General features: G+C 51.0%; 28 protein-coding genes. 15 read left to right on the forward strand and 13 right to left on the reverse strand.

Annotated features, from left to right (window positions below; genetic code table 11):
- Genes DCC81_RS23775 through ric form a run of 3 tightly spaced genes read right to left on the reverse strand, consistent with a single transcriptional unit; the run spans position 1 to position 3,089 of the window.
- Positions 1–1,278 carry a cytochrome C oxidase subunit I gene (locus DCC81_RS23775; RefSeq protein WP_108689204.1) on the reverse strand — a complete coding sequence of 426 codons (1,278 nt, stop codon included), beginning with the start codon at positions 1,276–1,278 and terminating at the stop codon, positions 1–3.
- Positions 1,278–2,075 carry a DUF2249 domain-containing protein gene (locus tag DCC81_RS23780; protein ID WP_108689205.1) on the reverse strand — a complete coding sequence of 266 codons (798 nt, stop codon included), beginning with the start codon at positions 2,073–2,075 and terminating at the stop codon, positions 1,278–1,280. Before DCC81_RS23780 ends, DCC81_RS23775 begins: the two co-directional genes overlap by 1 nt.
- Before the next feature lie 51 nt (positions 2,076–2,126).
- Positions 2,127–3,089, reverse strand: a complete 963-nt coding sequence (gene ric / locus DCC81_RS23785; RefSeq protein ID WP_108689206.1) for an iron-sulfur cluster repair di-iron protein — start codon at positions 3,087–3,089, stop codon at positions 2,127–2,129.
- Between the two features lie 286 nt (positions 3,090–3,375).
- Between ric and DCC81_RS23790 the strand changes: the two genes are divergently transcribed.
- Entirely contained in the window at positions 3,376–4,689 is a 1,314-nt protein-coding gene (locus tag DCC81_RS23790; RefSeq protein WP_108689207.1) for a hypothetical protein, read from the forward strand.
- Here the strand turns inward: DCC81_RS23790 and DCC81_RS23795 are convergent.
- The 9 genes from DCC81_RS23795 to DCC81_RS23835 all read right to left on the reverse strand — a co-directional run bounded on the left by DCC81_RS23795 (position 4,591) and on the right by DCC81_RS23835 (position 12,300).
- A complete protein-coding gene (locus DCC81_RS23795) occupies positions 4,591–5,358 on the reverse strand; it encodes an ABC transporter permease subunit (protein WP_108689208.1) in 768 nt (255 codons plus the stop codon). The two genes, DCC81_RS23790 and DCC81_RS23795, sit on opposite strands and share 99 nt — an antisense overlap.
- Positions 5,355–6,083, reverse strand: coding sequence for an ABC transporter ATP-binding protein (locus DCC81_RS23800; protein WP_108689209.1), 729 nt, complete (start codon positions 6,081–6,083; stop codon positions 5,355–5,357). The genes DCC81_RS23795 and DCC81_RS23800 overlap by 4 nt, the downstream gene beginning before the upstream one ends.
- Positions 6,080–7,315, reverse strand: a complete 1,236-nt coding sequence (gene nosD / locus DCC81_RS23805) for a nitrous oxide reductase family maturation protein NosD (protein WP_240613062.1) — start codon at positions 7,313–7,315, stop codon at positions 6,080–6,082. The genes DCC81_RS23800 and nosD overlap by 4 nt, the downstream gene beginning before the upstream one ends.
- 10 nt (positions 7,316–7,325) lie before the next feature.
- On the reverse strand, positions 7,326–7,754 hold the full coding sequence (locus DCC81_RS23810; RefSeq protein ID WP_165806718.1) for a nitrous oxide reductase accessory protein NosL: 429 nt from the start codon (positions 7,752–7,754) through the stop codon (positions 7,326–7,328).
- 1 nt (position 7,755) lies between these two features.
- Positions 7,756–8,325 (reverse strand): hypothetical protein, encoded by a 570-nt coding sequence (locus DCC81_RS23815; protein ID WP_108689211.1) that lies wholly within the window; start codon positions 8,323–8,325, stop codon positions 7,756–7,758.
- A gap of 59 nt (positions 8,326–8,384) precedes the next feature.
- Positions 8,385–10,376: a Sec-dependent nitrous-oxide reductase gene (nosZ, locus tag DCC81_RS23820; protein WP_108689212.1), complete on the reverse strand. Its 1,992-nt coding sequence runs from the start codon at positions 10,374–10,376 to the stop codon at positions 8,385–8,387.
- A gap of 24 nt (positions 10,377–10,400) precedes the next feature.
- Entirely contained in the window at positions 10,401–10,913 is a 513-nt protein-coding gene (locus DCC81_RS23825; protein WP_108689213.1) for a c-type cytochrome, read from the reverse strand.
- A gap of 190 nt (positions 10,914–11,103) precedes the next feature.
- Positions 11,104–11,643 carry a flavodoxin domain-containing protein gene (locus DCC81_RS23830; protein ID WP_165806719.1) on the reverse strand — a complete coding sequence of 180 codons (540 nt, stop codon included), beginning with the start codon at positions 11,641–11,643 and terminating at the stop codon, positions 11,104–11,106.
- A 195-nt stretch (positions 11,644–11,838) separates the two neighbouring features.
- Entirely contained in the window at positions 11,839–12,300 is a 462-nt protein-coding gene (locus DCC81_RS23835) for an RrF2 family transcriptional regulator (protein ID WP_108689215.1), read from the reverse strand.
- 183 nt (positions 12,301–12,483) lie between these two features.
- Here DCC81_RS23835 and DCC81_RS23840 point away from each other — a divergent pair, with 183 nt between their 5' ends.
- From DCC81_RS23840 to DCC81_RS23895, 12 genes are all read left to right on the forward strand, one after another.
- Positions 12,484–14,265 (forward strand): hypothetical protein, encoded by a 1,782-nt coding sequence (locus DCC81_RS23840; protein WP_108689216.1) that lies wholly within the window; start codon positions 12,484–12,486, stop codon positions 14,263–14,265.
- A 419-nt stretch (positions 14,266–14,684) separates the two neighbouring features.
- Positions 14,685–15,431, forward strand: a complete 747-nt coding sequence (locus DCC81_RS23845) for a YceI family protein (RefSeq protein WP_108689217.1) — start codon at positions 14,685–14,687, stop codon at positions 15,429–15,431.
- Between the two features lie 9 nt (positions 15,432–15,440).
- Positions 15,441–15,854 carry a c-type cytochrome domain-containing protein gene (locus DCC81_RS23850; protein ID WP_108689218.1) on the forward strand — a complete coding sequence of 138 codons (414 nt, stop codon included), beginning with the start codon at positions 15,441–15,443 and terminating at the stop codon, positions 15,852–15,854.
- A gap of 12 nt (positions 15,855–15,866) precedes the next feature.
- Positions 15,867–16,793, forward strand: coding sequence for a DUF5777 family beta-barrel protein (locus DCC81_RS23855; RefSeq protein WP_108689219.1), 927 nt, complete (start codon positions 15,867–15,869; stop codon positions 16,791–16,793).
- A 34-nt stretch (positions 16,794–16,827) separates the two neighbouring features.
- Positions 16,828–17,232, forward strand: a complete 405-nt coding sequence (locus DCC81_RS23860; protein WP_108689220.1) for a c-type cytochrome — start codon at positions 16,828–16,830, stop codon at positions 17,230–17,232.
- Between the two features lie 65 nt (positions 17,233–17,297).
- Entirely contained in the window at positions 17,298–17,546 is a 249-nt protein-coding gene (locus DCC81_RS23865) for a hypothetical protein (protein WP_108689221.1), read from the forward strand.
- Positions 17,547–17,578: 32 nt separating this feature from the next.
- On the forward strand, positions 17,579–18,517 hold the full coding sequence (locus tag DCC81_RS23870) for a 4Fe-4S dicluster domain-containing protein (protein ID WP_108689222.1): 939 nt from the start codon (positions 17,579–17,581) through the stop codon (positions 18,515–18,517).
- A 34-nt stretch (positions 18,518–18,551) separates the two neighbouring features.
- Entirely contained in the window at positions 18,552–19,859 is a 1,308-nt protein-coding gene (gene nrfD / locus DCC81_RS23875) for an NrfD/PsrC family molybdoenzyme membrane anchor subunit (protein WP_205686418.1), read from the forward strand.
- Between the two features lies 1 nt (position 19,860).
- Complete coding sequence (locus tag DCC81_RS23880; protein ID WP_108689224.1) at positions 19,861–20,757, forward strand: hypothetical protein; 897 nt, start codon at positions 19,861–19,863, stop codon at positions 20,755–20,757.
- 134 nt (positions 20,758–20,891) lie between these two features.
- Positions 20,892–21,326, forward strand: coding sequence for an OsmC family protein (locus DCC81_RS23885; RefSeq protein ID WP_108689225.1), 435 nt, complete (start codon positions 20,892–20,894; stop codon positions 21,324–21,326).
- 172 nt (positions 21,327–21,498) lie between these two features.
- On the forward strand, positions 21,499–21,960 hold the full coding sequence (locus DCC81_RS23890) for a YbhB/YbcL family Raf kinase inhibitor-like protein (protein ID WP_108689226.1): 462 nt from the start codon (positions 21,499–21,501) through the stop codon (positions 21,958–21,960).
- Positions 21,938–22,624, forward strand: coding sequence for a protein-L-isoaspartate(D-aspartate) O-methyltransferase (locus tag DCC81_RS23895; RefSeq protein WP_108689227.1), 687 nt, complete (start codon positions 21,938–21,940; stop codon positions 22,622–22,624). The genes DCC81_RS23890 and DCC81_RS23895 overlap by 23 nt, the downstream gene beginning before the upstream one ends.
- Before the next feature lie 55 nt (positions 22,625–22,679).
- Here DCC81_RS23895 and map read toward each other — a convergent pair whose 3' ends face one another.
- A complete protein-coding gene (gene map, locus DCC81_RS23900; RefSeq protein WP_108689228.1) occupies positions 22,680–23,444 on the reverse strand; it encodes a type I methionyl aminopeptidase in 765 nt (254 codons plus the stop codon).
- 367 nt (positions 23,445–23,811) lie between these two features.
- Here map and DCC81_RS23905 point away from each other — a divergent pair, with 367 nt between their 5' ends.
- On the forward strand, positions 23,812–24,570 hold the full coding sequence (locus tag DCC81_RS23905; RefSeq protein WP_205686419.1) for a M17 family peptidase N-terminal domain-containing protein: 759 nt from the start codon (positions 23,812–23,814) through the stop codon (positions 24,568–24,570).
- Between the two features lie 47 nt (positions 24,571–24,617).
- Positions 24,618–25,250, forward strand: coding sequence for a hydrolase (locus DCC81_RS23910; protein ID WP_108689230.1), 633 nt, complete (start codon positions 24,618–24,620; stop codon positions 25,248–25,250).
- The last annotated feature ends 724 nt before the right edge of the window (positions 25,251–25,974 follow it).

The following is a 25,974-nucleotide window of genomic DNA, read 5'->3' on the forward strand; positions in this document are numbered from 1 at the left end:
CTATCCAGGTTTATGAAACGCAACCCTAAAGGTATTCAAATTGTAAAGAAAGGCGCATACCAGTAATAATGCAGCACCCAGCCTGATCATCCCGCCCTGCTGTACAAGCATGCCGCCCGTGAACAACAGGAACCCCAGCAGGTAACTCAGTGCTGTGCCATTAAACAGCTTGTTGCTGAACAGGTCTTGGGGGCTGGGCGTGCCTCCCCTGCCCGCCTGGATATGATACACGTTGTTCCAGATGATAAATGGCAATGTTTCAAACGTCATACCCAGGATGATGGCGGTGAGCCATCCAAAGAAAATTGAAAACCCATATACCATGACCAGTCTTGTATTCTCCGTGGTAACCAACAGCAAAACGGTGACCACTACCAGCAAGGCCAGTGGAATCAGCATCATGGAAACGGAAAGCAGGGATAGTTTCACCTGCTTATTCACCCGCCGCCGGATGCGCTCCTTATAACAGTTGTAACAATAACGGATCAGCAGGATGATAGCCGCCAGGATGCTGGCCAGTGGCAGGAAATATACAACAGGACGATGGAGGTAAAGGAATAAAAGGACAAACCCTGCCAGTCCCCCGTTCACTAACCCATAGATCCACCATAACAATCCCGGTCTCGTATATTTTGAAACCAGGAACATGGGAATCAGGCGGGAGCCTACACCCGTAACCAGCAACAGGAACCAGCCGGCAATGCCAAGGTGTGCATGCAGCGGCAAATAATGCAAAGCGTCTTCCTGCAGCAACGGCTGTGTAAAATTGAACACCAGCAACAGGCCCGCAAACGTGGTAGTAAACAGCCAGCAGGTGGCCGTTACCACGAAAACAACATGTACATTATCCTGCTTAGCCCTGCTGCAAAGGATATTGACAAGGAAGAGCGCTACGGCCGTGTTAATCAGGATAGCACCGGTCTTTGCGGGCCAGCCCATATTGAAGGTATAAAAGGCATACACCAGCAGGGGAATGCCCACAGCCGCACAACAGAACGTGAGGTGAGCCAGCTTATGGCTATATAACTTCCCCTCCACGAGCACCGGCACCAGCTGGTGGCTGGCCCCCAGGATGATCATGGTGCCCCATCCCAGCGCCATCACATGGGTAATGGCCAGGGTATGCGGGGAAAAGTAGTGATCACCAGGGCTCACAGGTGATGCACATAAGAGGAAAGTCGCCACCAGGAAGGATAGCGCTGCATACAAATAAAACGGCACTACCACGTTTGGCGCGGTAACGGTCCCGGCATCGCCCTGTTTATTTACTGTAAACATCAGTTCCTGAAGATTAATAAGTGTACTGCTCCTGCTCTCATTATTTTCACCCGGTAATCAAATTTCCTTTGCCTGATCTCCGGCAGCAGGTACACGGGCACCCGTTTGTGATATACAAACAGGGCCATGTCCGCCGGCAGCGCGTCCAGCGCTTCCAGGATGGCCAGCATCGGTTTGGGCATGGCCAGCCCGCGGACGTCCAACACACGGAGGCGCGACTCAAACGCCTGCATCAACGCGTCCCAGTCGCCGGCAGGGGCAATGGGGCCGGCCTCCGTGTGCGGCGTTTCCGCATGCTTATAAAACAGGGTTTCTACTTCGTTGTCCGAGATCACTGTTACCGTGGCGGCGTATCCTTGCTGCTTCAGCAGGCGGATCAAAGGCGCCGGCTCAAAGGTGTTGATCACCTTCAACGCCTGGCCTGGCACCAGTGCTTTCACCACTTTCATGATAATGGCCAGCGGATCATCACCGGCGGCACTGATGGGGCGTACGTCCAGGTTTATCACCGTTACGTCCGCGCCGGGGAACCATGCAGGCACTTGTCCCGGCGCCGGAGGTGCGGCCATGTTTTCATCCACTTCAAAGCCCAGCGGTTGCAGCTTTTCAAAGAAGGCCTGCACCCCGCAATTGCCTACATTACCGGCCATGGCAATGGAAGTACGCCCGGCCATCAACCTGCGCAACAACGGGTTGCGCAGCTTCTCAAACCTGGGAGAAATGCTGATGATCGCTTCCAGGGCCGCCGGTTCCTGCTTCAGGATGGCGGCTATTTTCGTATTTGCATTAATGATCATGCCCGGTTGTGTTTTTTATTGATGAACAGGCAGGCTATCGCATCCGCACGTTTATGCGTTCACGTTATTAAGCTCTTTCTCAAGCTGGATGGCTTTGGGGAAAAGGATGTTATTCTCCAGGTGCACGTGGATGTGCAGGTCTTCCTCAAACTCATCCAGCATGCGGTATAACAGGCTATAGCTGGCGCAGGCGTCTTCCGGTAATGTATAGTTATCGCTCACGCGCCGGATGATGTCCAGGCTCCGGCCCACGGATTCATGTTCCGTTTCCATCACATCTATGGGCTGGCGCACGGTGGCAGAATATTGCACAGGAAATGCCTGTCGGGCATGTTTCAGCTTCACCATTTCCCGGATATGCGGGAATAGCACCTGTTCTTCTTTCAGCAGGTGGGAAGACAGTTCCTGGCCCATTTCCGTTACCAGTTGATGTATGGTCAGCAGCTCCGGATGCCGGTCCCCGTGTACGCGGGCCACTTTACCGGCGTAAGCAGTGATATCCGGCAATACGCCTTTAATGTAGCTGTGATGGGTGTTCACAATATAGTCTGCCAGGAAATCCAGGCTCCAGTCGCTATAGGGCAACGGGCGGGCAGATAGCTGCTTATCCGCCTGGCGCAATTCTTCCGCTACCGCTGCCAGGTCCAGTCCCTTTTCGGCGCAGGCCTGGGCCACCGTCTTCTTTCCACCACAACAGAAGTCAAGGCCATATTTCCTGAATACCTGGGCCTTACGCAGGTCCTGGGCCGCAATCTGTCCCAGTGTTTCTCCATTGCCGGCACTTATATTCTTGCTGATACATACTTTCCACCACGCAGGGCCTTGTTCCAGGTAGGCCCATGTAAAGATATTTCCTCTTTCACCCAGCAGCTGATAGTACAGTGGTTTAGGATCATGATCGTTGTGGATCACGAGGCTTTCCCCTTCCAGCAGTTGGTCAAACCGGGCAAAAATGGCAGGATGTTTTTGTCTTGGCTCCAGTAATGTTACGTTTAAAATATTAACGTGTTCCATGGGTATTTGTGCTTTATAACTGGTGTAAAAAATGAGGTATCTGATTGATTGAATAAAGGTATTTGTATACTTTTATTGCTGCGCTGCTTTTTGTCATTTCAAAATATGACAACTATCATAAATCCTATAAAACAAGCCATCACACAGCATTTCATTTAGTAATCCGCCTTAAAAATAAAAGACAAATTTATCCCTTATTTTAAAACCGCCTATCTTTATAACGGAAAATGGCCCGGGGGTAAACCTGTTGTGTCATGCTAACATCATCCATTTTAAAAGGAGCATCATGGTAAAGGCAGAAAAAAGATGGCTGACCATTTCATTGGTCAACCTGTCCATTGTGGCGCTACTAGGCACACTGCTGCGGTCAAAAATATTATTTCCCCTTCCGGGCATCAACTTCGGGAACCTGTTGCATGCGCATTCTCACTTTGCATTCAGCGGTTGGGTAACGCTCTGCCTCCTGGCGTTGATCGTTTATGAGCTACTGCCACCCGACCTTAGCAGGAAGCGGGTGTACACCTGGCTCCTGGCGGGCATGCTGCTGAGCGCTAACGGCATGTTACTGAGCTTTCCCTTCCAGGGGTATGGGCCTGTTTCCATCACCTTCTCTACTTTGCTGATCTTTGTTTCCTACGCGTTTAGCTGGGTGCTGATAAAAGATCTTTCCCGGTCTGCCATCAGCCGGCCGGTGAAGATCCTGCTCTACACGGCACTTGCAGCCCTGGTGGCTTCTTCCGCAGGCCCTTTTACACTGGCTTATGTAATGGCGTCCCACCACGGGAACGCGGTCTTATACCGGAATGCCATTTACACTTACCTGCACTTGCAGTACAATGGTTTCTTTACGCTGGGGGTACTGGCGTTGTTTGCACACCAGTTAAGTGCGCATGACCATACAGCGGTAGCACGCAACCTGTACCGCTTTGCTGTGATCCTTTCTTTTTCCGTATGGCCTACGTTATGTCTTTCCTACCTCTGGAACACACCCAATATACTGGTACGCACCATGGCCATGGCAGGCAGTATCAGCCTTGTAGTAACGCTGGTCTGGTTCATTGCTTTAATAAGGTCTTCAAAAGTAATGCTGGACACCGTAAGCCCTTTTGCAAAAAAAGTAGGCGCCCTGGCCCTGATGGCGTTTGTGTTTAAAACCGCCCTGCAGGCGGCAACGGTGCTGCCGGTGGTGGGGAACATCGCATTTGGGAACCGGCCTGTTATTATCGGTTACCTGCACCTGGTGTTACTTGGTTTCATTACGCTGTACCTGCTGGCCTGCCTGGTGCACAAAGGGTATTTTCAAACAGGTGAGCACCTGGCTAAAGTGGGTATCTGTATTTTAACGGGGGCTATCGTGGTCAATGAAGTGATACTAATGCTACAGGGCTTATCTCCTATCCTTCCCTTATACAGTGCCGGTTACCCCTGGTTGCTTTGGGGCGCCGCCATCGGGCTGCTCACCGGCACTGTTACCATTGTAGCTGCTGCCGCCAGGCAGGGCTCAGAGGTCCTTCCGCTTAAAGATGCGGACCGCCATTATCAACGGGAACACCGTCCAGCAGCACATACAAACAACCGTGTATATACTGCCAGTCACTGAGCCCAGGAATTCTTTGAACAAGGCGCCGGAATAACCCATCATCACGGCTACGTCCAGTTGCAGCAGTACCAGTATCCTGGCCAGGTCCACCGGGTTCAGGGAAATAAATGCCAGCAAGGGCCGTTCTATGGGATAATCACTGAAAGTATAAATGAAGGAAAGTAACAAGCCATCAAAGAGCAACATGAAGAACAGCGCAGTAACAATAGCGGCGCCAATACCTTTTGTTTTGTCCTTGAACAATACAAAAACCAGCAGGGCCAGTGCAGCAAAGATCAGCGTGAGGAATAACCCGCTTATCACCAGGGTGATAGCCGCCGGACTGCCATATAACAGGCCCACCGGCAGCCCTACGCCCAGCAGGTAGGCAATACCCAGGGCAATGGCCATCCCGGTGTATTCTGCCAGGAGCAATGTTTTCCTGCGGATAGGCTGTGCCAGCAACAGCTCTGCAAATTCTACCGCGTTAAAGAAATAAATGGTGGAAAAAAGAATGCTGATAATAGGGACAAATAGTAATGTGACATTCAGCAGGCTTAGTACAGCCTTGGCAGCATTATCTTCCATACCCGCTATGCTGATGGACAGCGCGGCCAGTATAACGGTATATACGATCACGGTCCTGTTCCTCAACAGGTCCAGCAGTACGTATTTAATGATCGTTTTCATAAAACAGGTATTCTTTGGGTTACGTTCCTTTGCATAATTGCCGCCATCACTTTGTTCAGCTTTTCTTCGCCGGTGGACTCCTTCAGTTCGTCCACTGTTTTATAGCACACCAGTTTACCTTCCTGCAGGTACACGATATGGCTGGTAATATCATCCAGGTCGCTGAGCACGTGGGAAGTGATCAGGATCAGCTTTCCCATTGCACGTTCCCGGCTGATCTTGGCTTTCAGCAATTCACTGGCTACCGGGTCCAGGCCGGCGGTAGGCTCATCCAGGATCAGGATATCTGGTGAGAACAGGAATGCCAGGCAGGCGCTCACCTTCTGCCGGGTGCCACCGGAAAGGCTGCGCATCATCTTGTTTTTAACCGCCTGCAGGTCAAAATCCCGGACCAGTTCTTCATCATATACCTTACAGTCTTTCCGGATATCCTTCAGCATTTGCAATACCTGGCCAATGGTCATATTCTCCGGGTAGCGGCCTATCTGCGGCATGTATCCTATGCGGGACCGGTATTCCCAGCGGGTTTTCGTCTCCTCCCCGTTTATCCGGATCACGCCTGTATCTGGCGTAACCAATCCAAGGATTGATTTTATCAGCGTGGTTTTGCCGGAGCCATTAGGCCCCAGCAGGGAAATGGTCTGGCCTTCCCGGAATTCCAGGCTGATATCATCCAGGGCCTTAAACTTCCGGAATGATTTTGTTAAATGTGCTATCTCGATCATAGTTGCAGTTTTTTCATTTCCGGGTGATCATCCTTTAATTTATCCGGGATCAGTCCGGGCATCACTTTTTCCACCTGTTCTATCATGGTGGTAAAAAAGCTCCTGTATAATATCATGGCCGGTGGGATCTTTTCCGTGATCACCGCGTACGCACTGACAGGGTAATACGGCACATCCCCTATATTGTCTTTATCGAGGTCGTACCCATCGTATTTATCCCAGTAGTTGTTGTTGAATGTATTCAGCATAGCGGTGCCGTTGGTGATCACGTCAAAGGAATTGCCGCTAAAATTATTCTTCACAAAGTTGCCGCCACTGCAGCTGGCCATCACCCGGAGAGCCCAGCCATTATCCTGGAAGAGGTTGCGCTCCACGTCCACGCGGGTAGTACCTTCCATATGAATGCCGATAGTGTTCCTGGTGAACTGGTTGTGTATTATTTTACTATCCGTGATCTCCTTCAGCAGCAGCCCGTAAGACGCGCCGCCCCAGTTGTGGAAAAATTCATTGTCATACATGCTTACGCCATGAGAATACATCACAGCTACGCCGGCTCCGTTGTCCATGAACGTGTTCTGCCGGTAAGTATCATCGTTGGAAAACATGAAGTGCAGCCCGTAGCGGGCGTTGCGGAAAGAGCGGTTCCCCTGGATATAAGTGTCTGTCACAAATTCAAAATAGATGCCATCGCGGTGACCGGAGATGGTATTATCTTTTATAAGCAGGTGGTTACTCTTCCATGCATGGACCCCGTTGCCGTCATTCACGCCGTCCCCAATGGTGGAGCGGATCATGTTGCCAGCCACGGTGCAGGCAGTGGCATTCTGCAGGTAAATGCCATAGGTATTGTCCAAAAATTTATTATTCCGGATAATAACCCGGGCGGCATTGGCGATCCGGACGCCAGCCATATCCGTAACAGACGACTTGCCTGTATGCTGTATCTGCAGGCCTTCTATCACTACGGAATCGGCGGTAACAATGAAGAGCTGGTATTTATCTTCCCCGTCTATCACCGGCCAGTCTTTCCCGGTGATGTATAGTTTGCGGGACACTATAATGTCGTGTTCCTTATAATTGCCTGGCAGGAGCAGCAGGGTATCTCCGCGTTGTGCGTTCTTTACGGCACTACTGACACCACCGGCATGCACTTTTATCACTGCCGCCGTGCTGGCGGGCATCTGCAACAGGAGGGCAATTCCGGGCAATAAGCATAGCAAAATGTGTTTCATAGACTTCCTGTTATTGCAGCAGGCGCTCCCATTTTAACGGGCCTTTCAGGGTGCTGTCTGCCGGGGGCGCGCTGGCCCCTTGTGAAAAAGCGGCGTAGTTGCCATTCATGGGAGAATTGAATTTTTCGCTATAGAAGAACACGGCCTGGGATGCTTCCATAAAACTTCCATCCGGCTTGTTATAGTCACTCACATAGATCGCTGCCACGTCGCCACTATTCCTGCCTGCTTTGATATAGTCCACCATACAGGCAATATCATCAAACGGGTAGGCCCTTCCTTTCCTTGTTACAATCTCCGCGGCAAAGCGTTTGTCCACGATCGTCATTTTACAATGTGTGCAGGCGTCATATCCGTACCTGATAGGCTGCGGGCCCTGCTTACAGCTTGTGAAGGCCGCAATGCCTGCTACCAGGCCTGTCCATATTAACTGTTTCATGCTAGCGTTTTTTCCATTCATAGATTGCGACGGATGCCAGTATTATACCGCTTACTATGTAGCACCAGCCTGCAACGTCCGGCTGGGACAATACTTCAAAGTTCAACAGTTGCTTGTACCCGATCAAAGGTGGCTGGTAAGCCATGCCAGGCACCTGTATGGGCGCTCCCGGGTCCAGGTTATGCCCATAGTCGTACTCCCATTTGTAAAAGTCGATAAAGGAATACGCGGCGATCACCACAAAAACACCGGTCCAGATATAATACGGCAATTTCTTTCCCATCAGTAACACCACGATCCCCAGCACCGCGAATACGCCCATAGCAACGGGCAGCACTACAAACTCTTTAAAATCTTCCTTCTTAATGGTCTTCATCCCGATATAGTGATTTAAACCATTGATGATGGGCACGTCGCCCTTTACGTCGTTGATCCAGATCTGCATCGTTAATCCACCGGGGTATTGCGGTGCCCGCAGGTCTATACGCCACATGGGAAACAGCCACAACGCGCCCAGCAGCAGGAGAACAACCGGGATACTGATACGGCCCGTTTTCGTTAATTTTTTCATGATCAAAGAATAAAGTGGTAATGCCCGGCGGCACTACCACTTATGAAAACAGATATTGTTTACTTGGCGGCCACCGTGTCTGCGGCAGTGGGTGCAGGTGCAGTTTCGCCAGTACCGTAGCGCAGCGGCACATTGCTTCCTTTGGGAGATACCCGGAGGTAACCGGACATCTCCTGGTGCAGCGCAGAGCAGAAGTCTGTACAATAGAACGGCTGGATGCCTTGTTTTAACGGTGTGTATTTGAGGGTCACCGTTTCACCCGGCATGATCAGCAGTTCCGCGTTGGGATTGTTCTTGATGGCAAAACCATGCGGGATATCCCAGTCCTGTTCCAGGTTGGTCACGTGGAAATACACATTGTCCCCTACGTACACGCCTTCAATATTATCCGGCACCAGGTGAGACCGGATGGCGGTCATATACACATCCACCCTGTTCCCGTTACGTACCACCTTGACGTTCTTTTCACCCATGGTCACATACTGGTTGCCGTTCTTGGTGATGTCGTAGAACTTCACCTGCTTATCCCTTATCAGTTCTGCCGGACAAGCCTGCCCATAGTGCGGCTCACCCACGGTGGGGTAATCGAGGATCAGTTGCATTTTATCACCGGAAATATCATAGAGCTGGGCGGATTGCGCCAGTTCCGGGCCGGTGGGCAGGTAGCGGTCTTTGGTGATCTTGTTGTATGCCACCAGGTATTTACCATTGGGCTTTTTCGTATCACCACCGGGGATCATCAGGTGACCTACTGAATAATAGGTAGGCACCCGGTCCAGCACTTTCAGGTCCTTGAGGCTCCATTTCACTACTTCTGAAGACAGGAACATGGACGTATAGGCGTTACCGCGACCATCAAATTCCGTATGCAAAGGGCCTAAGCCGGGTTTCTGCACTTCACCGTGCAACACGTCCTGGTACTTCAGGATGGGAATACCCTGGAAGTCTCCTTCAAAATCCTTTTTTTGCATCGCATCCATGATCTTGGAGAAGGAGAATACGGGAATGAGCGCCGCCAGCTTTCCGCTGCCCACAATGTACTCACCGGTAGGGTCAATATCGCAACCATGCGGGGATTTGGGGCAAGGGATCATGTACACCATATCCGGGCAGTCCTTGGGGTCCAGCAGCAGCGTTTCTTTTTCCATAACGGAAGTAGCAAGCTGTTTCTGTTCGTCAAAAGTGTTATGCGCATATTCAGCTGGCACCTTCTTACCCTTCCCGGCCTTTGCATATTCTTCCGCCTTCTTCCAGTTCACCGCCACGATGTAGTCCTTATCCTTCTGGGAAGCGTTCACTTCCAGCAGCGTGTAAGCCTGTTCCGTGTTGTAGCTGGAAAAGAAGAACCAGTCGTGTGACGGGCCTTTGCCTGCGTGGCTGAGGTCCAGGTTCATACCCGGCAGCACGATCTGGAAAGCAAGGCTCATATGACCAGTGGAGCTGTCCACTTTAATAAAGGATGCCGTGCTTTTGAAGTTCTTTTTGAAAGAACTGATGGGCACATCTTCAGCGCCCAGCGGTACGGAAAAGCGGGTGCCGGCCACCACGTACTCTGTGTTTTCCGTGATGAAGGGAGAAGAGTGGTTACCCGCACTGTTGGGCAATTGCAGGATCTCCGCTGTCTTGAATGTTTTCAGGTCTATCCTGGCTACGCGCGGAGTGTTGTTTGCATTGGCAAAAAGCCAGCGCCCATCCTGCTCCCCGTTTGTCTGGGACAGCTCCAGGTGGTGCTGGTCGTCCCATGGAACCTGTCCTTGCGTGGTATTCAGCATCGCTTTTGTTTCTTCGCTGTAACCATAGCCGTTTTCCGGGAATACGGAGAACACGGGGATGATCTTCAGCAGCCTGCCGGAGGGCAATCCATACACGGATACCTGCCCGTTAAAGCCGCCGGACACGAAGTTGTAGAATTCGTCATACTTGCCGGGTGCCACATAAACTTTTGAGGCGGCGCCGCCTTCCACGGCGGCAGCGGTGCTCTTCATCTTGCAACTGGGCATGGAAACTGCGACTGCCGCGGCGGCGGCAAGCAATAAACGTATATTTTTCATACATCAGGAAATAGGTGAGAATAATCAGTTTTTATTGTCGTTGGAGCGCATGAACTCCAGCACGTGACGTGCATCGTCATCGCTCAGGTGCTGGTTGGGCATACGCACCATACATACTTCCAGCATGGACTGTGCAGCAGCATTCTTGTCCAGCATCTCGTCGGTATTGGTCACGAAATTCATGATCCATTCGGGGGATCTGCGGTCTGTAACGCCTTTCCAGCCAGGCCCTACCAGCTTTTCGCCTGTGAGTTTGTGGCACGCGCCGCACTTCAGATCGTAAACCGCCTTACCGCTTGTTACCATGGCCTGGTCCAGGGGGTGGGTCAGTTTTACGTCTGTGAACTTACCAGTACCTTTCTTTTCATCGGCGGATGCCTGGCTGGATGCATCTTTTCCCCCGGCCACCATGCTGGAATCGGCGGCCTGTGTTGCCTGCGCATTGCCGGATGCCGAGTCTGTTTTTGGGCCAGACCCACAGCTGTAGATGAGCAGGCTGCCGATAATAATTGCTGCTAGAGAATGTGAATGTTTCATAGTTACTCCTTTTAGTTTTTAGTTTATAATGATACTGGTAAGCTCAGCTCATAACCGGGGGGGGCTGATTTAGGACATCATTTGCGGAACAAAACTATCCCCGGTAAGGAAGTATTCTACTGTCTGTGATCACACAATTTAATGATTTAAATCATACAAATACGACATTTTACTAACCAAATACTAAGATTTATGATGCCTGGATCATAAATTTACCTCCGCTCGCCCCGGTGAACCGGGCAATATCCTGCACCAGCTCTTGTATGTGGGCCTCGTCAACGTTGTTAAACTCGGATACGTCCAGCTTTTTGTGCATCAACCTGGCCAGCAGGCTGCCGGTCTTCACTTTCATTTTATCTGCCAGGGAGAGCTGGCGGTAGATGATCTTGCCGGGGAAGAAGAAACAGCGGCAATTGCTGCGGATACCTGGGGGAACATTCAACCGGATATACCCTTGCAGTTTCTCTACTTTGTCCGGTTTAGTGGCCGTGACGAGGTAGAGGAATAATTGTTTGCCGGCCAATGCAGCTTCCTGCCGCTGCAGCCATTTCCGCATCAGCAGCTTGCCCATGTAAATGGGACTGCCCAGGATCACGTATCCTGCGGAGGCCAATTGGTCCCGTGACAGCTGTTGCTGTGCCACTGCCGGTATGTTCAAGGCAGCACTTAACCACGCCGCATACTGGCTGGTAGCCCCGTATTTGGATCTGTAAATAATAATCCCTTTCATGTTGGTGGTGTTGAGGAATCTACGTTCCGGTGAAGGATGATAATTAAGGACAAAATTATCCTTAATTATCATTCACCACAAAACACTTTTTATTTGTAACGGGATCGCCGGTCATAAACCGCTGCCTTTACAGCTGCTAAGATGTTGGTAATGATGCCTGTTCCGGGGATTATCCAGGCAATAAAAAAAATGGGGTTAGCGGCGTTTCCTTTTCGCCATTTTAGGGTTGTCAATAAAAAACACGCCGTCATTGCTCTCGTCCACCAGTTGTTGTATAGAGGTATGCTCAAACATATGCTTCAGGTCTTTCCGCACCGTTTTATACCGCGTATGCATGGGACAGGGCCGTGTCTCCGAGCACTCCTGCAGGCCCAGTACGCATTTGGTGATGAAGCCATACTCCCCCACCGCTTCCAGCACCGCTTTCACGGGCAGCCTGCGGGCACGGTCCGCCAGGTAAAAACCGCCCCTGGGGCCGCGCGTGGAGCTTACCACGCAGTTGTCCTGGGTAAGCATCTGCAGGATCTTGGCCGTAAATGACCGGGGCGAATCGATCGCCTTTGCCACTTCTTCTATCACCAGTTTATCGTCCTCCGTAGCCTTCCGGGCAATATAGATCGTGGCCCGCAGGGCATATTCAGCAGTCTTTGAAAGCATATCCCATTATTATACTGTAAGATAAAAACAAAACATGCAGCACGCTCCTTTTCTTCCGTAAAGTGAAAGAACACCAGCGGCCACCTGACATGATTTATATCAGGTACAAAGCTAATTTAAATTAAGGATATTTTTATCCTTAATTACGCTAATATTGCACACAACCAATGATCGCCAAATAAGATGCATACGTTTCACATACCCGTAATGGGACTTGCCTACACTATAGACACACCTGTTAAAGTAGCGCCGTTTGGAATATCCTCCGTCATTTCCATCATTGAAGACCGGTTGATCGAGACCATGCGGCAACATTACTATACGGTAAGAAAAGAGCCCTTCCACCCTATCAGCACCCAGCAGCCCGATTACCGGGCAAAGCGGATCACAGATTATCTCAACCTGGTGAACCGCATGGTGCAGGAACAACTGGCAGCTATAAAGCAAATGGAATTTAAGCCCGGAACAGCGCTGGTGCAATACTTTGAAATGCTGCCCCCACACCACCCGCTAAAGCAGCGTTATACAGCCATGAACAACACTGCGGACGGGCCGGTAAAACAAGCCCTGGCAGCCAGCCTGCGCCACAGCATGCAGCCCGGTAATATCGACGTGAATATTATGACCAAGGTGGACAAGGATAACTATGACAGGGACGGGCAACCGATCGGGGATGGCTCCGATGCCATTACCGCCCTGCGGGGATATGCCAACAGTGACCTGGCCCATTCTTCCATCATCTTCTCCGCCGGTATGAACCTGCGCCTGTTCAACTATCTTGAAAAATGCCCGCAGTTCCTGCCGGACGAAGACGGTACTTTTAAAAAGAAGGTCACGGTAAAAGTGAGCGACTTCCGCTCTGCCCTGGTACAGGGAAAGTACCTGGCTAAGAAAGGAATATGGGTGAGTGAGTTCCGCATAGAATCCGGGCTCAATTGTGGCGGGCACGCTTTCCCCTCCGATGGATACCTGATGGGCCCCATCCTGGAAGAATTTAAACAACGCAGGGAAGAACTTACTGACAGCCTGTTCACCATTTACAACCAGGCCTTAAAACGCAAGGGGCTGAAAACTTTCAAGTACGCGCCACGCCTGGCTGTATCTGCGCAGGGCGGCATCGGCACCGCGGCGGAAGATGAAATGCTGCGCAATTATTACCAGCTGGACAGCACCGGCTGGGGTACACCTTTCCTGCTGGTGCCGGAAGCCACTACCGTGGATGATGCTACGTTACAACTACTCACAGCGGCACAACCTAAGGACCTTGTGCTCAGCCACCACTCCCCTATCGGGATGCGGTTCTTCTACCTGAATGGCACTACCGCCCAGGCAGAAAGATTGAGGCGGATCGCGGCAGGCAGCCCGGGTAGCCCCTGTTCGGAAAAGCATTTGTCTTTTAATACAGAATTCACTGCACAACCTATCTGCACCGCCTCTGCCCAGTACCAGGCCTTAAAGATCGCGCAACTGCAATCCCTGGAGCTGCCCGCGGAGGAATACCAGCAGCGGGTGCAGGAAGTAGTGGACAAGGAATGCCTGTGCGTGGGGCTTAGCAACGCAGCGGCGCTCAGGCACAATGCGCGGTTTGTACGGAACAGGACAGCCGTGAATGTTTGTCCCGGCCCCAACATCGTATACTTCAATAAGGTCCTGTCGCTCCGGGAAATGGTAGACCATATTTATGGCCGGGCAAATGTACTGGCCAATACCAACAGGCCGCATGTTCTATTGAAAGAGCTGACCCTGTACCTGGACTACCTGGAAGAACAGCTGGAAGCCCCCATCAAAGCAACCCCGCCGGCAAAATATTATGATGAGTGCTGCGAACGGCTGCGCGATGGTATATTATATTACCGCCAGCTTCATGCAGCGGGTGTGATCCCGGAGGCGGATTTCCTGCCGGGGCTGCACGCAGCGGGTGAGCGCCTGGACGCCATCTGCACTACGTATAGCATTAACCGTTAGTTACCCCTATACCTGAGGCCGCACCCTGGTGAGGGGTGCGGTCATTTTTATGACCACCCGGCAGTAACGGGTTTTCATGCACCGCACGCCATCTTTTTCTTCACGGGTATGCGCTGCCTTTGTGAAGCCTGCAATGATCAAAAGGAGGAAGATGACTGATACTGGTCAGTCAGGGACAGGTAGCAGTTCCCCAGAAACAGGCCCCGGCGCTCCTTTAGCGGAGATCTCCGGGGCCTGCCTTTATATATACCCACTGCATGACCTAAATCATCTTATGGTCTGTGACCGGTCATCAACGACCAGCATGCTCCGCCCTACCTTTAACCCGTAAACAACACCATATGAAAGCATTCATAACACCATAAGGCAATGTCCTTGCCATGCCTGTACTCATCTTACCCAATTAAAAAACAAACGCTATGCAATTCTGGAAAAAGCCCTACCAGGCTCTCATGATGGCATCCATATTATTTGGAGGCATCGTCTTTTACGGCACCGCCTGTACTCACAAGGATATGGTGTTACCGGCATCCTATAATGGAAGCGGTGCTACCGATCCGACCAATTATGTAACCCGCGGCACTGATGTCATCACGTTCAGCACCACCGCCGGCAGCGGCGTGTTCACGTTCGACAAGGTGCACTCGAACGTAATGTGGGAAACACGGTTCCTGGGTACAGGTGCCATCCTGTCCGGCCGTTTCAACTGGTTTGGTTTCAACACGTTCAACTTTGATGAGGCTAATCCTGCTAACACCAAGTTCACCGCCTGGGTGCAACTGAACCAGGTTAACACCGGTGAGCCCGCCAGGGACGGCGGTTGCCTGATGACGGCCTTCAACACGAATACCACGGCAGATATCCCGGTGAATGGCGAACCTGTTAATGACTTTAACCGCGCGCTCATCCAGTCTAAAACGGTTACCTACAATCCGACTGAGAATATCTACGATGTGGTATGTGACTTCACTTTCATGGGTGTTACCAAAGAGGTGAAAGCCAAGTTGGGTTATTCCGGTAAAGGCACTTATCCCGGCACTACTAACCTGCTGCGCGGGTTTGACCTTCGCTTCTCCTTTTCCATCACTGACTTCCCGTTGAAGGCAGACCAGGGCGAAGTGAATGATAAGATAGACATCACTGCCAATGCCAACTTTAAACAATAACCTCCGGCCATGAAACGATTATTCCTTCTCTCCTGCACCATCCTCGCGGTGGCGGGCGCCTTCCTCCTGGAAGGATGTTATAAAGATGTGGTGTTGCCCAGCAGTGCTTCCGGTAACGGTGGCGGCACGGGCGGTGATAACAATACCGTACCGGCAGACTCTGTGACGTTTGCCAAGTATATCATCCCGCTGTTTGCGGCCAATTGTACCACCTGCCACTCCGGCAATGAATCGCCAGACCTGCGCGCCGCAAACGCGTACAATGCCCTGACCAGTGGCAAGTTTGTAGTAGCGGGCAATGCGGCCAACAGTGTGTTGTACCAGAAAGTATCCTCCGGCGAAATGCCTCCCGGCGGCGGGTTAAAACAAAGCGATATAGATCTCATCAAGAACTGGATCAATAACGGGGCGTTGAACAATTAAACCACCATTCGTATGAGCAATTATCTATTCTCTTATAAAAAAATCCTCCGGGGCCTGGTATTACCGCTGTTATGGTTGCCCATGATCCCCCAGGCTGTCTCTGCGCAGGCCGCCGATTCAACTGTCACGGAAGCGCCGGTAAAAAAATGGGGAAAGCCCGTCCGGAACACGTTTGAAAGCATCTGGCTGATAGACGCGCAAACCGTGGAAGTACCGGTAAAGAAAACTTTTGAAATGGATTTCCGCCACCGCTTTGGCGTTGTGAACAATGGCTATAAAGACTTTTACGGCCTGTTCTCTTCTGCCAACATCGGGCTGAACGCAAGCTATGTGCCGGTAAAGAACCTGCTGATCGGCGTGGCGCTCACCAAGTATGACATGACCTGGGAAGGCTATCTTAAATACGCCATCCTTCGCCAGGTAAGGTCTGGTGCGGGATCACCGGTGAGTGTTACCTACTACGGTAACCTGGCCATCGAAAGCAGGCAGAGCGATACTTATAATTATTTCAGTGACCGCATGTCTTATTTCCACCAGCTGATCATCGGCCGCAAGATCACGGAACGCCTGTCATTGCAGGTGGCGCCCGGCTGGGCACACTTCAACGTGGTGAACGGTTACAATCCTTACCCAGGCAAGTTCCTGAAGGAAAAACCGAACGATCATTTTGCGCTCTCCGTGGGCGGGCGCTTTAAGCTGAAAGATGCCATGGCGGTTATTGCCAACTATGACCAGCCATTGACAACGGACAATGTAGGCAACGCGCATCCCAACCTGTCGTTAGGGCTGGAGATGTCTACCAGCGGCCACACCTTCCAGTTCTTCGTGGGCAACTACAGCTACCTGACGCCGCAACGGAACCTGGTTTTCAACCAGAATGATTTTACAAAAAAGCAATTCCTGATAGGGTTCAACATCACCCGTTTATGGAATTACTAAATGCTAATCCTGTAATCATCAAAAACCTGACAACATGAAGATCAGTTTCCTGAAAAGCAGCCCGCTGCTATTGGCAGCAGCTTTTGCGGCGCTCTCCTTCTCGGCCCCGGGCGATCCCTGGATTGTGCCCGAGAAAAACGCCAAGATGCCCAACCCGGTAAAGTCTTCACCGGCCTCCATTGCCGATGGGAAAGCCCTGTGGGCAAAGAACTGCCAGTCCTGCCACGGCAAAGCCGGCGAAGGTGACGGGTCCAAGGCGGCACAGCTGAAAACACAGCCACCCAACTTCACCAGCGCCGACTTCCAGAAGCAAACCGATGGCGCGCTTTTCTACAAGACCAGTGAAGGCAGGAACGACATGCCTTCCTTCAAGAAAAAACTGCCGGACGCAGAAGACATCTGGAACCTGGTGAACTACATGCGCACTTTCAAAAAATAATGAAGGCTGTCATTGAAAAACCGGCTTGCAGGTGCAAGCCGGTTTCACCACAAAACATCACGCATATGCCCAACGAACATACTGTAAAACGCCGCGCCTTTGTAGGATGGATAGGCCTGTTTGCCACCTCCATAGCAGGCCTCTCCCTCTTCCGGAAATCCCGCAGCACAGCGAGTTCCATGCCACCCGTGCCGGTTACGTTGCTAACCGAAGACGGGCGCCTGGTACAAGTGGATGCTGCCGCGCTGGAACAGCAGCCCCGGAAAAAAATCTCGAACGACGAATTGCGTACCTGGGTAAAAAAAAGACCCTGAGGCATGCTATCGGCTAACAACAAATCAAGGTTATGAGCGAATTAACAAACGGATCACAAAGCAGGCGCGCCTTTCTCTCCGGTGCGGCACTGGCTGCAGTAAGTGCGGCGGCGGCGTCCTGCAACCATCTTAAAGATCCTTTTTCCACCCAGGCAGCGGCACTGGATGTAACGCCCACCGGCGAAAAAGTAAAACTGCTGTCGGTAGATGGTGAGGTGATAGAAGTGGACCGGGCTTTCCTGAAACCCGTGCCCCACCTGCCCAGCGTTACAAACGCGGAAGCACGCGTAGGTATACCCGGTAAAAAATTTGTGATGGTCATAGACCTGGCCCGTTGCAAAAACCTGAAACGTTGCCAGGCGGCTTGTGATCACATGCACCATATCCAGGACGGACAAAACTGGATCAAGGTGCAGAAGATGCAGGAATCTGCACACACCGCGCCTTACTGGCAGCCTACTACCTGCATGCATTGCGATGAACCGCCCTGCGTGAAAGTATGCCCGGTGGATGCCACGTTCAAGAGACAGGATGGCATTGTGCTGATCGACAGTGACCGCTGTATCGGTTGCCGCTTCTGCATGGCTGCTTGTCCTTACTCCACCCGCGTATTCAACTGGAATGAACCAGTGCTGCCCAAAGAAATTGCAAAGCAGCCCTACTGCGCTGAAACCAGCGTGCCTCAGAAAAAGGGCACCGTGGGCAAATGCGACTTCTGCCCGGACATGACCCGCCGGGGAGAATTACCCCACTGCGTTTCCGCCTGTCCTAACGGCGTATTCTTCTTCGGTGACCTGAATGAAGACAGCGTAACCAACGGTGCAGAGACCTTCCGCTTCAGTGACCTGATGCGGGACAAAGCGGGTTACCGCCTGATGGAAGACCTGGGCACCCGGCCCAGCGTGTACTACCTGCCACCGGTGAACAGGAATTTTCCTATTGAAGCAGGTGAGGAAAACGATAAAGGCTGATGCCCCCTTCTCCTACCTCTAAAAAAACATTATCGTGGAAAGAACAATTGCATTGCGCGAAGAACAGGTTATAGAAGATCTCCTGCCCCGCAAGTTTGGAAAAACAGGGCAGTTATGGGTGGGTGTATTATCCTGTATCTGCCTGGTGGGCCTGTATGCCTATTACCGCCAGCTGCGGTATGGGCTGGGCGTTACAGCCATGCGGGACTATGTTTCCTGGGGATTATATATTTCAAATTTCGTTTTTTTCGTAGCCATCAGCCTCGTAGGTTCCCTTATCACGGCCATCCTGCGCCTGGCAAATGTAAAATGGAGCACCCCCCTTACGCGGATCGCGGAGATGATCGCCATTGCAGCCATCATGTTTGCCGCCCTCATTATCATCGTGGACATGGGACGGCCGGAACGCCTGCTTAATGTATTTGCACATGGCCGCATCCAGTCACCCATCATCTGGGATGTGGTGGTGATCACTACCTATTTCTTCATTAGTTGCCTGCTCCTTTACCTGCCATTGCTGCCGGACATCAAAATACTGATCGACCACCAACGCACCGCCACCCGGCCTTTCCAGCGCCTGTACCGCTTCCTGGGCTCCTTCTGGAAGGGCAATACAGGGCAGGTGGCCATCAGCGACCGGGCCATCAACATCCTTTGCATCACCATTATCCCGGTAGCTTTCGGCATTCACACTGTTACTTCCTGGCTCTTTGCCACAACCTTCCGCCCCGGGTGGGACAGCACCAACTTTGGCGCCTACTTTATTTCCGGCGCTTTCCTGGCCGGCAGCGGTGCCGTAGTGGTGGCCATGTACGTAGTGCGCAAGGCCTATGGGATGGACCATTACATTACCGATGATCACTTCGACAAGATGGGTAAGATCGTGGTGCTGCTGGCACTGGTGTACCTGTATTTCAATATCAGTGAATACCTGCTGCCCGCATTTAAAATGAAGGAAGGCGAGGACGCCCACCTGCGGGAATTATTCAGCGGCGACTGGGCGCTGAGGTTCTGGGCCACCATTTTCATTTCCATGCTGCTGCCCATGGTGATCCTGTTGTTTCCCAAAGGCCGCAGGCCACTGCCCATGTTCCTGGTGGGCATCATGGTGGTGATAGGCGCGTGGTTCAAGCGGTATATTATCGTAGTGCCGTCTATGTTACACCCGTTCCTGCCCATGCACGATGTACCGCTTAGTTACAAAAGCTATTTCCCAAGCTGGGAAGAATGGGCCATTGCCTGTGGTTCACTGGCGGGCGGTATGCTGGTGATTACCCTGCTGATCAGGATATTCCCGATCGTGCCGATCCATGAAACAATAGAAGAAATGAAAGCGAACTGATATGAAAACATGCATACAATACAGTTTCCTGGCAGGCCTCCTGCTGCTACTGGCGTGGGCACCTGCAGCCCATGCGCAGAATAATACGGCGGAGTTGCTGCTAAAACTGGAATATTTCGATAACGCGGACCATGTTCCTTACCTGCAGGTAACGGCCATGGAAAAAAAAGACGGCAAGCTGCAACCGCTGAATGCCCTGCCCGTGCAGCTTTACCTGGGCGACAGCCTGCCCGCCAATGTTATTGCCAAGGTGGTGACCAATGAAACCGGTAAAGCCTTTGCCACATTGCCCCCCTCCCTGCAGGCGGCCTGGAAGGCCAGCAACCAGCAGCAATTCATAGCGGTAAGCGGCGCCACGCACCAGTTTACCTCCACGGTAAAAACGCTGGACATTACGAAAGCCCGGTTGCTGCTGGATACCATTGCCGGTGATGACGGCGCCCGCACGGTGCGGGCTACCGTACAGGAAATGCATGGCGACAGCGCTGTGAACATAAAGGATGTGGAAATAAAGATCGGCGTGCAGCGGCAGGCTTCTTTCCTGCCCATCGGGGATGATGAATCCTACACCACCGATTCTACCGGCACGGTCACTGCTACCTTCTCCCGCGACTCCCTGCCCGGTGATGCAAAAGGCAACCTGGTGCTGGGCGCCCGCATAGAAGATAATGATAGCTATGGCAACGTAAGTGTGCTCAAAACAGTGCCCTGGGGCGGGCCTGGCCAACACGATAGTTTCGGGTTTGGTGACCGCTCGTTATGGGCCACTGGCGCTAAGGCACCTTTACCTTTGCTACTGGTGGCGCTCTCCGCTATCATTGCGGTATGGGGCATCATCTTCTACCTGGTGTTCCAGATTATCCGTATAAAGAAGCTCAGCGATACACAGGCCAACTGACAACTCTCTGTGTCAATATATCTCCATACACTGGGCTCCATCCATAGCTCCGGGAATGCATTTTCACACTTGCCAGCCCGCCAGGAGCCCTTTTTATTTGCTTTAAACCACGTATTAGTTTCAAAATAACCACCATGTCACAAACACATTTTTACGAAGTAAACGTTCAGTGGAAAGCAGGAAGAATAGGCGAATTATCATCACCTGTGCTGTCAGAAACTATTACATGCGCTACGCCGCCGGAATTTCCAAACGGGGTGCCCAATGTCTGGTCGCCGGAGCATTTGTTCGTCGCCGCGATCAACAGTTGCTACATGGCAACATTTTTGGCTATTGCAGGTAATTTTAAAGTGGAAATAGAAAATTTCAGTTGCCGTACGGTGGCAAAACTGGAAATGGTGGATGGGAAATATCTATTTACAACAGCTGAAATGTTCCCGGTCATAAAGATTGCCGATGCGCACCATGATACCGAAAAGACACAGCGCATTGCGGAAAAAGCGAAGGCGGGGTGCCTGGTGACCAATTCGATGAAAACAGCCATCACGTTGACGCCGAGCATCAGTTAGTTAGTGAAAGGTTGTGTAAGTATTTATACGTGGACAGGTATATCAAAAACTCATAAATAGAACGGGCAAAGGCGGTACCGCCTGTGCCCGCCGCTGCCGGGAAAAGAATAATGCCGGCAAATGAAAATGGCAAGTGAATTGAGGCTTTTCAGGTACACTAAAACCCATCATCATGGCAACCACCATCGTACAGCTGGCCATTACCAGCCCTGCATTTGAACACAACGGCAACATCCCGGCAAAATACAGTTGTGAGGGGGCCGGCATTAATCCCGCCCTGCATATTGCCCGCCTGCCGGAAGCCGCCGCCAGCCTGGCCCTCATTGTGGAGGACCCGGATGCACCGAACGGTACCTTTGACCACTGGATATGCTGGAACATAGCCCCCGCGGGTGAACTCCCGGAAAACGGGATCCCAGGCGTGTCCGGCAAAAATTCAACCGGCAAGACCGGCTATCATCCACCCTGCCCACCCCAGGGTGCACACCGCTATATCTTCCATGTATTTGCACTGGATTCCATGCTGGAACTGGCAGCCGGCGCTACCCGCCACGACCTGGAACATGCAATGCAGGCCCACATAATTGCAGAAGGTTCTATTACAGGCATCTATGAAAAACAAGGCAACAAATAAACCTGCCGTTACGGAATATGCAGACACCAAAGCGCAGGTGCTGCAAAGGCAGGCGCTGGTGGAAAACATTGCCGCCAATGGCATTACCGACGTGAATGTGCTTACGGCCATCGGCAAATTGCCGCGCCAGTTCTTCATGCCCGCCGGCACGGAGGCCGATGCTTACACGGACAAGGCTTTCCCTATTGGCGAAGGACAAACCATTTCCCAGCCTTACACGGTGGCCTATCAAACCCAGTTGCTGCGGGTACACCCGGGCCATAAAATACTGGAAGTGGGCACCGGCAGTGCCTATCAGGCCGCGGTGCTGGCCATGATGGGCGCTATCGTTTACACCATTGAACGGCAAAAGAAATTATACGACCGGGCCATGCATTTCAGCTACCTGCAAACGCTGCCCGGCCTTCATTTCTGCCATGGCGATGGCTTTGAGGGGTGGCCGGACGAAGCACCGTTTGACAGGATACTGGTCACCGCGGCGCCCGATACCATTCCACCGGCACTTACAACCCAACTACGCCCGGGGGGCATACTGGTGGCCCCGGTAGGCGCAAAAGGCCTGCAGCGCATGATCCGGATCACCAAGGGAGAGGACGGGCAACTTACCGAAGAGCTCTTTGAGCACTTCTCCTTTGTGCCCATGCTGCGGGGAAAAGTGGAATAGAGGATCTCCCGGGTCCTGCGCTCCGCCGTGATGCCTGTTGTTATAATGATCCTGTTTAATTTAAAATCCCATTCATCTCCGTTAAGATCACCGGGGCGCCATCCGTCACTACGATGGTGTGCTCATGCTGGGCCATGAAGCCGCCATTGTTACCGACCATCGTCCATCCGTCGCCGAGCTCTGTTGCGTAGCTGGAGGAGGTTGAGATAAACGTTTCAATAGCCACTACGGAATGTTTCCTGAAACGACGCAGATCGCCCCGCTCCTTGTAGTTCAGCAGGTTGTCCGGCTGCTCATGCAGGCCCCGGCCAATACCATGCCCACCAAGGTTCTTGATCACCTTGAACCCTCTTTTCTTCGCTTCGGATTCCATGAGCCCACCTATCTCCGCGATCTTTACCCCACCGCGGATGTTTTGCAGGGCCTTCCGCAATATTTCCTTGGATGCATTAACCAATTGCTGGTGCAGGTGGAAGTCATTACCCAGCACAAAGGAGCTGCCATTGTCTGCCCAGAAGCCATCCAGCTCTGCGGAAACATCGATGTTGATCAGGTCCCCTTCTTTTAAGATCCGGTTACGGGAAGGAATGCCGTGGCAAAATTCATTACCTACGCTGATGCACGTCCAGCCCGGAAAGCCATAGGTTAAGAAAGGTGCAGATTTAGCGCCGAAGCCGGCGAGGACCTGCGCGCCATATTCATCCAGTTCTTTGGTGCTCATGCCGGGCCGGGCGTAGTCTACCATTTGTTTAAGGGTAACTGCAACCGCTTCGCCGGCGCGTTGCATGCCTATCAGTTCGGATTCTTTGGTTATTGACATGTTGGATTAAGTCGTTATTGGTAAATCAGGCGGCGTTTTGCCGCAGCAAAGATAGGAAATTAGCCGTAAGTAAATCTGACGGCAGGGGGATCTGGACCGTGTCACTGGGAGCATTACGATCCTGTCTTTAAGGGTTATGTGCTATAAATCAATAAGGATCAAACAATATTTCCTACTATTTTAATTATTGATACTACAAATTCCAATCATCAACTTTTACAAGAGATGGGTTAAGCAGTACATTTGTGTCAGAAAAATAATAGATATGCAATGAAGGCCAGCCATCAGCACCAGCAGCCTTCGTGACGGCCAGGGCTTTTTCAATCGTTCCCGAATTTTAGCACCCGTTTTACTTTATACTCATTTTATGACAATGATCATCAATCCATCCCGGTTCCTCACGAAAGGATTATTTGCTTTATTAATTACGTTTGCAACTACCGTGGGTTTCGCCCAGCAATCCACAGATACAGGTACAAAGCAAGCCATTGCAGCAGGGACTTCAAAAACATGGGGTACAATTGATGGTGTAAAGTTTACAGGATTGGTCCAGGGACCATCCACGGCCACTGCCGATTTGCAGGTTATCTGTGTATTTGAATATACCGAAGGTGATATCTTTAAATCGCCACCGGCTTTACCGGCAGCATCGAACGGATTGATACACCTGGACGAAGCCCTGAAAGGCAGGTTAACTGAACTCAGAAAAAGCCAGCAATTTGACGGCCACTTTTTGGAAACTTTTTACCTGGACCTTCCGAAAGGCACCATTCCTGGCAAAAAACTGCTCCTGATCGGTTTGGGAAACCGGGCCGATTTTAACGAAAATATTATGATAGCCGTTGGCAGGATCGCCACCCGGGAAGCATTAAAATTAGGCGTACGGGACTTCGCGTTTGCGAGCGACCTGAAAGATGCCGGAGTGGATTCCAAAACCGCCTTGGTTGCCGCCAATGTTGTAAAAGGGATGATAAACGAATACAGGACACAGCAACTGTTACAATCACAGGGCATGACAAAATTCAAGCCGCTAAAGGAGATCTATTTGTTGGCGGGCGCAGCTTTTTTTGATGCTGCGGGTGGTGGAATAAAGGATGCCTTAGCCACCTTTGCCCCTTTACCTTAAAACATAATCCTTCATTGCAAATCTCACAACTTTAAAATTCATCAAAAATGAGCAGCATTATACCCATCAGGGATCCTAAAACAGACCACTTGATTTCCCCGGAAAATTCAGCGCTTATCCTTATTGACTACCAGCCGTTACAGGTCAACTCTGTAAAATCAATGGATCATGAAGAACTTGTCAAAAATATTGTAACGGTTGCCAAACTGGCCAAAGGGTTCAACGTCCCTACTATTCTTACTACCGTTAACGTAGAAAGCGGTATTAATAAGCCTACCATCAAACACCTTAAAACTATTTTGCCGGATATAACGGAAATCGATAGAACGAGCGTAAACTCGTGGGAAGACGAAGCGTTCCAGAACGCTGTAAAAGCGCTTGGTAAAAAGAAACTCGTCATCTGTGCGTTGTGGACGGAAGTTTGTTTGTGTTTTCCGGCGCTGGATCTTCTTAAAGCGGGATACGAGGTTTATACCATTGTTGATGCAGTGGGAGGCACCTCGACCGTTGCCCATGAAACTGCGCTAAGAAGAATGGAACAAGCCGGAGTACAGTTATCTTCCGTTACACAGTATGCCTGTGAATTGCAAAGGGATTGGAACCGGCTGGACACCAAGCCTGTATTTTTTGATGCGCTGATGGAAAATGGATCCTTTTTCGTGGAAACCCTGCGGTGGTAACCTGCGGGTCGATACGGAGCGGTTAAAAATAACATTGGCTGAACTATTCCAACAATGCAGTTATTGACAGTAAAAAGATCATCAGCTTATCTCCTATCCTGTTCAGCGCTTCAGATAATTCATTTCACGTCTGTTTTAAGCGCTAATTGAAAAAACCATAAATGAGATGCTTCAAGGTATGCAAATGGTGTGTTTTCATAGGCCCAATAGTTGTTGGGGAGCGTTACGCTTCGCTTGCAGTTCGTGGGTTACTTATTATAAGAATTAGTCGAGCGAAGTTGTGTGCCATTTTGCATGTCAAATGAGTGGTCAAAAAGGGTGTGGGGAAAAGCGTTAAAAAGCCTGATACCTTCAAAGCAAAAAGGCTTGTAAACATTTAGTTTACAAGCCTTTTTAGATGTTCATATTTAGAACTTTGTGCCCAGAACAGGAATCGAACCTGCACTCCGTTGCCGAAACAAGATTTTTTGGGTAATCCGCGTCAGATAAGTGTTCCGCTATATTGGGCATGTAATTTCTTTCATCAAATTTATAAAAAGTTACTGAAAAAAGAAGCTAGGTTACCAAATAGGTTACTAAACTCAAAAACATTGCTTATAACCTCTCCTACTAATTCCGCCGTCATATTTCGCCATGTAGTTTTGCCGTGTAGTTCAGCCCTGTAATTAGATAATATCTAAAGAAACTTTTCAAAAAGTTTGCTTATAAATCCAAAATTGTCAAA

The organism is Chitinophaga parva (assembly GCF_003071345.1).
Classification (GTDB): Bacteria; Bacteroidota; Bacteroidia; order Chitinophagales; family Chitinophagaceae; genus Chitinophaga; species Chitinophaga parva.

Coding starts and splice junctions, on each gene's coding strand:
- DCC81_RS23775 (WP_108689204.1), bottom strand. CDS start 1,278: ATGTTTACAGTAAATAAACAGGGCGATGCCGGGACCGTTACCGCGCCA.
- DCC81_RS23780 (WP_108689205.1), bottom strand. CDS start 2,075: ATGATCATTAATGCAAATACGAAAATAGCCGCCATCCTGAAGCAGGAA.
- ric (WP_108689206.1), bottom strand. CDS start 3,089: ATGGAACACGTTAATATTTTAAACGTAACATTACTGGAGCCAAGACAA.
- DCC81_RS23790 (WP_108689207.1), top strand. CDS start 3,376: ATGGTAAAGGCAGAAAAAAGATGGCTGACCATTTCATTGGTCAACCTG.
- DCC81_RS23795 (WP_108689208.1), bottom strand. CDS start 5,358: ATGAAAACGATCATTAAATACGTACTGCTGGACCTGTTGAGGAACAGG.
- DCC81_RS23800 (WP_108689209.1), bottom strand. CDS start 6,083: ATGATCGAGATAGCACATTTAACAAAATCATTCCGGAAGTTTAAGGCC.
- nosD (WP_240613062.1), bottom strand. CDS start 7,315: ATGAAACACATTTTGCTATGCTTATTGCCCGGAATTGCCCTCCTGTTG.
- DCC81_RS23810 (WP_165806718.1), bottom strand. CDS start 7,754: ATGAAACAGTTAATATGGACAGGCCTGGTAGCAGGCATTGCGGCCTTC.
- DCC81_RS23815 (WP_108689211.1), bottom strand. CDS start 8,325: ATGAAAAAATTAACGAAAACGGGCCGTATCAGTATCCCGGTTGTTCTC.
- nosZ (WP_108689212.1), bottom strand. CDS start 10,376: ATGAAAAATATACGTTTATTGCTTGCCGCCGCCGCGGCAGTCGCAGTT.
- DCC81_RS23825 (WP_108689213.1), bottom strand. CDS start 10,913: ATGAAACATTCACATTCTCTAGCAGCAATTATTATCGGCAGCCTGCTC.
- DCC81_RS23830 (WP_165806719.1), bottom strand. CDS start 11,643: ATGAAAGGGATTATTATTTACAGATCCAAATACGGGGCTACCAGCCAG.
- DCC81_RS23835 (WP_108689215.1), bottom strand. CDS start 12,300: ATGCTTTCAAAGACTGCTGAATATGCCCTGCGGGCCACGATCTATATT.
- DCC81_RS23840 (WP_108689216.1), top strand. CDS start 12,484: ATGCATACGTTTCACATACCCGTAATGGGACTTGCCTACACTATAGAC.
- DCC81_RS23845 (WP_108689217.1), top strand. CDS start 14,685: ATGCAATTCTGGAAAAAGCCCTACCAGGCTCTCATGATGGCATCCATA.
- DCC81_RS23850 (WP_108689218.1), top strand. CDS start 15,441: ATGAAACGATTATTCCTTCTCTCCTGCACCATCCTCGCGGTGGCGGGC.
- DCC81_RS23855 (WP_108689219.1), top strand. CDS start 15,867: ATGAGCAATTATCTATTCTCTTATAAAAAAATCCTCCGGGGCCTGGTA.
- DCC81_RS23860 (WP_108689220.1), top strand. CDS start 16,828: ATGAAGATCAGTTTCCTGAAAAGCAGCCCGCTGCTATTGGCAGCAGCT.
- DCC81_RS23865 (WP_108689221.1), top strand. CDS start 17,298: ATGCCCAACGAACATACTGTAAAACGCCGCGCCTTTGTAGGATGGATA.
- DCC81_RS23870 (WP_108689222.1), top strand. CDS start 17,579: ATGAGCGAATTAACAAACGGATCACAAAGCAGGCGCGCCTTTCTCTCC.
- DCC81_RS23880 (WP_108689224.1), top strand. CDS start 19,861: ATGAAAACATGCATACAATACAGTTTCCTGGCAGGCCTCCTGCTGCTA.
- DCC81_RS23885 (WP_108689225.1), top strand. CDS start 20,892: ATGTCACAAACACATTTTTACGAAGTAAACGTTCAGTGGAAAGCAGGA.
- DCC81_RS23890 (WP_108689226.1), top strand. CDS start 21,499: ATGGCAACCACCATCGTACAGCTGGCCATTACCAGCCCTGCATTTGAA.
- DCC81_RS23895 (WP_108689227.1), top strand. CDS start 21,938: ATGAAAAACAAGGCAACAAATAAACCTGCCGTTACGGAATATGCAGAC.
- map (WP_108689228.1), bottom strand. CDS start 23,444: ATGTCAATAACCAAAGAATCCGAACTGATAGGCATGCAACGCGCCGGC.
- DCC81_RS23905 (WP_205686419.1), top strand. CDS start 23,812: ATGACAATGATCATCAATCCATCCCGGTTCCTCACGAAAGGATTATTT.
- DCC81_RS23910 (WP_108689230.1), top strand. CDS start 24,618: ATGAGCAGCATTATACCCATCAGGGATCCTAAAACAGACCACTTGATT.